Origin of the sequence: Moritella sp. PE36 (genome assembly GCF_000170855.1) — a bacterium.
Classification (GTDB): Bacteria; Pseudomonadota; Gammaproteobacteria; order Enterobacterales; family Moritellaceae; genus Moritella.
On the sequence record NZ_ABCQ01000097.1, the window covers coordinates 1 to 5,538 of the forward strand.

The 5,538-nt window shown below is 42.4% G+C and carries 4 protein-coding genes; 2 read left to right on the forward strand and 2 right to left on the reverse strand.

The window, feature by feature from the left end; genetic code table 11:
- Together mfd and PE36_RS23160 are read right to left on the reverse strand one after the other, a co-directional pair.
- Window positions 1-3,319: transcription-repair coupling factor (gene mfd, locus PE36_RS23155; RefSeq protein ID WP_006034547.1), on the reverse strand; the 3,319-nt coding region annotated here is incomplete at its 3' end.
- Between the two features lie 23 nt (window positions 3,320-3,342).
- Window positions 3,343-3,948 carry a hypothetical protein gene (locus PE36_RS23160; protein WP_043995013.1) on the reverse strand — a complete coding sequence of 202 codons (606 nt, stop codon included), beginning with the start codon at window positions 3,946-3,948 and terminating at the stop codon, window positions 3,343-3,345.
- Window positions 3,949-4,163: 215 nt separating this feature from the next.
- Here PE36_RS23160 and PE36_RS23165 point away from each other — a divergent pair, with 215 nt between their 5' ends.
- Window positions 4,164-5,390, forward strand: coding sequence for a lipoprotein-releasing ABC transporter permease subunit (locus tag PE36_RS23165; protein ID WP_006034549.1), 1,227 nt, complete (start codon window positions 4,164-4,166; stop codon window positions 5,388-5,390).
- The coding region (locus tag PE36_RS23170) for an ATP-binding cassette domain-containing protein (protein ID WP_006034550.1) at window positions 5,383-5,538 on the forward strand (156 nt) is incomplete at its 3' end. The genes PE36_RS23165 and PE36_RS23170, both read left to right, overlap by 8 nt.

Consider the following 5,538-nt stretch of genomic DNA (forward strand, 5'->3'; position numbering starts at 1 on the left):
TAAGATAACCTACATCAACCTGATTATCATCACCAAAGCTAATATAGCCACCAGCGGGGCCTATTTCAAGTCGTTTAATACCTAAAGGCGCTGCTTGCAATTTTAACTCGGTTTGACGGATCAAGTTTTTAGCATTGTCGGGCAATAAACCAAAACGGTCAATGAGTTCAACTTGCACCTCACGTAACTGCTCTTCACTTTGACAACTTGCGATACGTTTATACAGTGATAAACGTATATTAACGTCATGAATGTAATCATCTGGCAATAACGCGGGCACACGCAGTTCAATTTCGGTTTGATTTTTAAGGGCTTCTTCAAGCGAAACTGATTTTCCTTGTTTGATGCTTTTCACTGCCTGGTCGAGCATGTCCATATACAGCGCGAAACCAACAGAGGTTATTTGACCACTTTGTTCATCACCTAATAGTTCGCCGGCACCACGGATCTCAAGATCGTGCGTTGCCAAGGTGAAACCTGCCCCGAGGACTTCTAGTGATGCAATTGCTTCAAGACGTTTTTTCGCGTCGCTGGAGATACGCTTCGGATGTGGTGTTAGCAGGTATGCGTAGGCTTGGTGATGAGAACGACCAACACGACCACGTAATTGATGAAGTTGTGCTAAACCGAGATTATCTGCGCGATCCATAATGATGGTGTTCGCGCTTGGAATATCGATACCGGTTTCAATAATAGTAGTACAGACTAATACATTGAAGCGCTGATGATAGAAATCAGCCATAACCGATTCTAATTCACGCTCTGCCATTTGTCCGTGGGCTGCAACAATGCGCGCCTCCGGTATCAGTTCTGCGAGTGCTTCTACGGTTTTGTCTATTGAGTCGACATTGTTATGCAAGAAGTAAACTTGGCCACCACGCATGATCTCACGCATGATCGCTTCTTTTACGATATTTTCGTCGTATTGGCGAACAAATGTTTTCACCGCTAAACGCTTCGCGGGTGGTGTTGCGATGATAGATAAATCACGCATGCCATTCATTGCCATGTTCAATGTTCTTGGAATGGGTGTTGCTGTTAAGGTTAAAATATCAATGTCCGCACGCAACGCTTTTACTTTTTCTTTTTGGCGCACCCCAAAGCGATGTTCTTCATCGATGACCAATAAACCGAGATCAGCATATTCAATCTTGTTACTGAGCAATTTATGTGTGCCGATGAGTAAATCAACTTTGCCGTTTTTGACGTCAGCTAAAATCAACTTCTGCTCTTTCGCTGTTTTAAAGCGAGAGATCACTTCAACACGTACCGGCCAGTTAGCAAAACGATCTTTGAAGTTTTCGAAATGCTGCTGAGCAAGTAAGGTGGTCGGTACCAACACGGCGACTTGTTTGTCGTTCATCATGGCCATGAACGCGGCGCGCATTGCTACTTCTGTTTTACCAAAGCCTACATCACCACAAATCAGACGATCCATGGTTTTGTTTTGACGCATATCGTCCATGACATCTTGAATTGCAGTTTTCTGATCGTCTGTTTCTTCAAACGGGAAACCATCGGCAAAGGCGGCGTAGGATTCTTTATCGCATTTATATTGAAAACCGCTTTTAGCCGCACGCTGTGCGTAGATATCTAGTAATTCTGCAGCAACGTCTCGAACACGCTCCATTGCTTTGTTTTTCGATTTTACCCAGCTATCACTGCCGAGTTTATGCAGTGGTGCCGATGTTTCGCCTGCACCGCTATAACGACTGATAAGGTGCAGTGCTGAGACGGGAACATAGAGCTTTGCCGCATTGGCGTATTCTAACGTTAAAAACTCAGTTTCCATGCCTGCATTAGCAATGATCTGGAGACCAAGATAACGGCCGACACCGTGTTCAATATGTACAACCGGTTGACCGATACTTAATTCTGTAAGGTTTCTGACTAGCGCATCGTTATTTGCTTGTACTTTTTTATCGGTGCGGCGACGCTGGATGATCTTGTGCCCAAGCAATTCGTTCTCACAAATTATCGCCACATTTAGATCGTCAATAATAAAGCTGTGTTCACACTGACTAACCCAAATACCGATCACAGGTTTAGCTTTCATAAACTTGGCGATACTGGTCATTGCTTTAGGCTTTAACTTGGTTTTTGCAAGTAGCTCTAACAGTGTTTCACGGCGCCCTTCAGATTCAACACTGAAGATTATTTTACCGTTAAACCCTTCGATAAATTCTAGCAAGGGTGCTAACGGTGCTTTTTTCTGATGGTTAATGGCTATTTCAGGTAACTTGCTAAAGCTTAGGTTGGTATTACCTGCTTTTTCATTCAGCAACTCACTGCTTAAGGTTACTTTACTGTACTGGCCAAGTGCTTGGAATAGTTCTGAAACAGGTAAATAAAGTGAATTTGGTGTCAGTAATGGACGTTGAATATCATGGCGGCGATCTTCGTAGCGTTGTTCAACGTCTTGGAAGAACACTTCGGATGCTTGATGTAACTCACCGACTTGCGCAATAGTCAGTTGTTTAGGTAAATAATCAAATAACGTGGCAGTTTCAGTTAAGAATAACGGGTGATAGTATTCAATACCTGTAGGTAAGAAGCCTTTGCTGACTTGCTGATAAATGGATTCAGCTTCACGCGATGGTGTGAACAATGCTCTAAACTGCTGACGGAATAACTCTATCGCTTTAGCATCCGTTGGGAATTCGTGAGCGGGTAATAAGTTAATTTCATCAAGGATCTCTTCCGAGCGTTGTGTCTCGGTATTAAATCCACGAATTTCTTCTACTTCATCATCAAAAAAGTCAATTCGAAACGGCGATGAACTGCCCATCGGATACAGATCAAGAATAGAACCGCGTGCAGAAAATTCACCGTGTTCTAGTACTTGGTCAACGGCATGGTAACCACTGGTTTCTAACCGCTTGCGCATCGCGTGCATGTCAATTTTATCGCCTGTTTTGACGATCAAGCTATGCTGGGCTAAAAAGCTGACTGGCGCGATACGTTGCATCAAGGTATTTACCGATACAATAATCAACCCGCTGGTGGTTTGTTGGAAGCGGTGCAAAGCATGAATACGTTGCGAGATAATATCTTGATGTGGCGAGAAGTTATCATACGGCAGCGTTTCCCAATCAGGGAATGTAATTAGCGGTTTGTCGTCGGCTAAAAAATGCCGTACTTCTTGCTCAAGCTTTAATGCACTTGGGGTGTCTGCAACAACCGCAAGGATAGGAAATTTGGTTTGTGCACATAGCTCTGCAAGTGTGAATGCGAGGCTACTGCCTACAAGGTTACCATAGGCGATCTTGTCGCCTTGTTTTTTTGGTAACGGTAAAGAAAGAATAGCTGTTGATTTCATAGTGGTCAGTAATCTAATCGTAATTATTGAGGATTGTGTTGTTGATCATTTTGCAGATCATTTTGTTGGCGTAGCTCGGCACGTTGTTTAAGCTGTAACTGTTGAATACGTAATGTTGCGCGGATCAATATTTCGCGGTCGATATCACGGATACGTGTATACGACGCTGTGTATTCAATGAGTGTCGGGTCTGTTTCTTGTACTTCACGTGCAGAGATGATGCCGTAGCAATAAATAGCTGAAGAGTCGTTCGGTAAAAATATCTTAATGCGCACCGCTTGGTCTAAGGATAAATCACCATGCGCTAAAAATTTGACCTCTCCGGCACCAAATACTGAGGTGTCAAAGCGAGACTCTGGGTGATCTTGTTGTGCTAATACGTAACCCATGATCAAGTTTATTTTGTTGTTTTGCATCTGTAAGAAATCAGCAAGCGCGTCAGCTTGTTCACCGATATTGCGAATAGAGCGCAGGGCATTGCTATCAATTTCAGCAACATCATTGGCCATTTTAAATGGGATTGGCATTTCGTTTTCGAGTGCCAATCTAGATGTTGGGACTTGATCAATAGAAACTGGTTCAATATTGACAGATAAACTGTGCTTAATAGAAAAATATTGTTGAGTCATTGCAGTCATCCTTTCTAGATTGCTAACCTGTTATTGTGCCATATTAATTTATATTTATCTTGTTTACTTTATGGTAATAGACTTTTAAGGCTCTGTTTTAAACCAGAATAACTAATCGGTCACAAGTTGAAGACAAGGCATGATTTTACTTGCTCATTAGTGGTCATGTCTCTAGAATGAATACCAGTTTTTAGCAAGGACTTCTTACTCTATTTATGTATTACCCTCTAAGTTTATTTATCGGATTGCGCTACACTCGCTCGAAGCGCAACAATCGATTTGTTTCATTTATTACCTTATTCTCGACCGCTGGCATCACTATCGGGGTATTAGCCTTGATCACTGTTTTATCGGTAATGAACGGTTTTGAGCAAGATTTGAAAACGCGTATTCTCGGTGCTGTGCCGCATGTCATCGTGACACCTAAATCAGGCTCAGATAATATCGATGAAAGTTTATCAGCTTTAGCTGACGATCCCTTAGTTGCCGCGGTTACACCGTTTTTACAAGCTGATGCCATGGTACAAAGTAAAAGTCAGATCCAAGGCGCGCAGTTGCAGGGAATAGATCCATCGTCCTATCCGCAATGGGACGTTATTCGTCAGAATATGCTTATCGGTGATATCTCATTACTGCAACCAGGTAAGTACAACATCATAATTGGCCGCAGCATGGCAAAATCATTGAATGTTAAACTCGGCGATAAAATCAGACTTATTTCGACTAAAGGCAGTATTTTCACCCCGATGGGTCGAGTGCCGAGCCAACGTAAATTTACTGTGGTGGGGATTTATTCTGTCGGTTCTGATGTCGAAGCCACCCAGGTATTAGTGAATATCACTGATGCGGGTAAATTGGTGCGCTTATCACCGTCAAGTCCAATGCAACATCGCGTTTTTGTACATGATCCGTTTGCGGTTAATGAACTAGCGAGTCGAAATTTCTTCAGTAACTTTGATTCGTTGGACTGGCAAACAACCCGTGGTGAATTATTCCAAGCCGTGAAAATGGAAAAGAACATGATAGGGTTATTGTTGTTCTTAATTATTACTGTGGCAGTATTTAACATCTTGTCATCGTTAGTCATGTTAGTGACGGAGAAAGAAACAGACGTCGCGATCATGAAAACATTGGGCATGAATAGACCTACTATTGTGCAAATATTTGTTATCCAAGGCGCTTGGACTGGTGTATTGGGTGCAATTTCTGGCGGTATTATGGGCGTTACTTTAGCAGCCAATCTTAATGAGTTTATGTCATTAATTGGACTCAACCTGTTAGCGCAAGCATCGGGTGGAGCCCGCTTATTACCTGTTTTATTTGATTGGTCGCAGATCGCATCAATTATTTTCGGTGCGATTGCATTAAGTCTACTCGCAACACTTTACCCTGCATTTAGAGCTGCAAATGTAAAACCTGCCGAGGCATTACGATATGAATAATTCTTTATTAGTTTGCAAAAATCTCGAAAAAGTTTACCAAGAAGGACATCTTGATACCCACGTATTAAAACAAGTGTCGTTAACTGTCGAAAAAGGCGAGTTAATTGCGATTGTTGGCCGTTCTGGTTCTGGTAAAAGTACCTTGTTG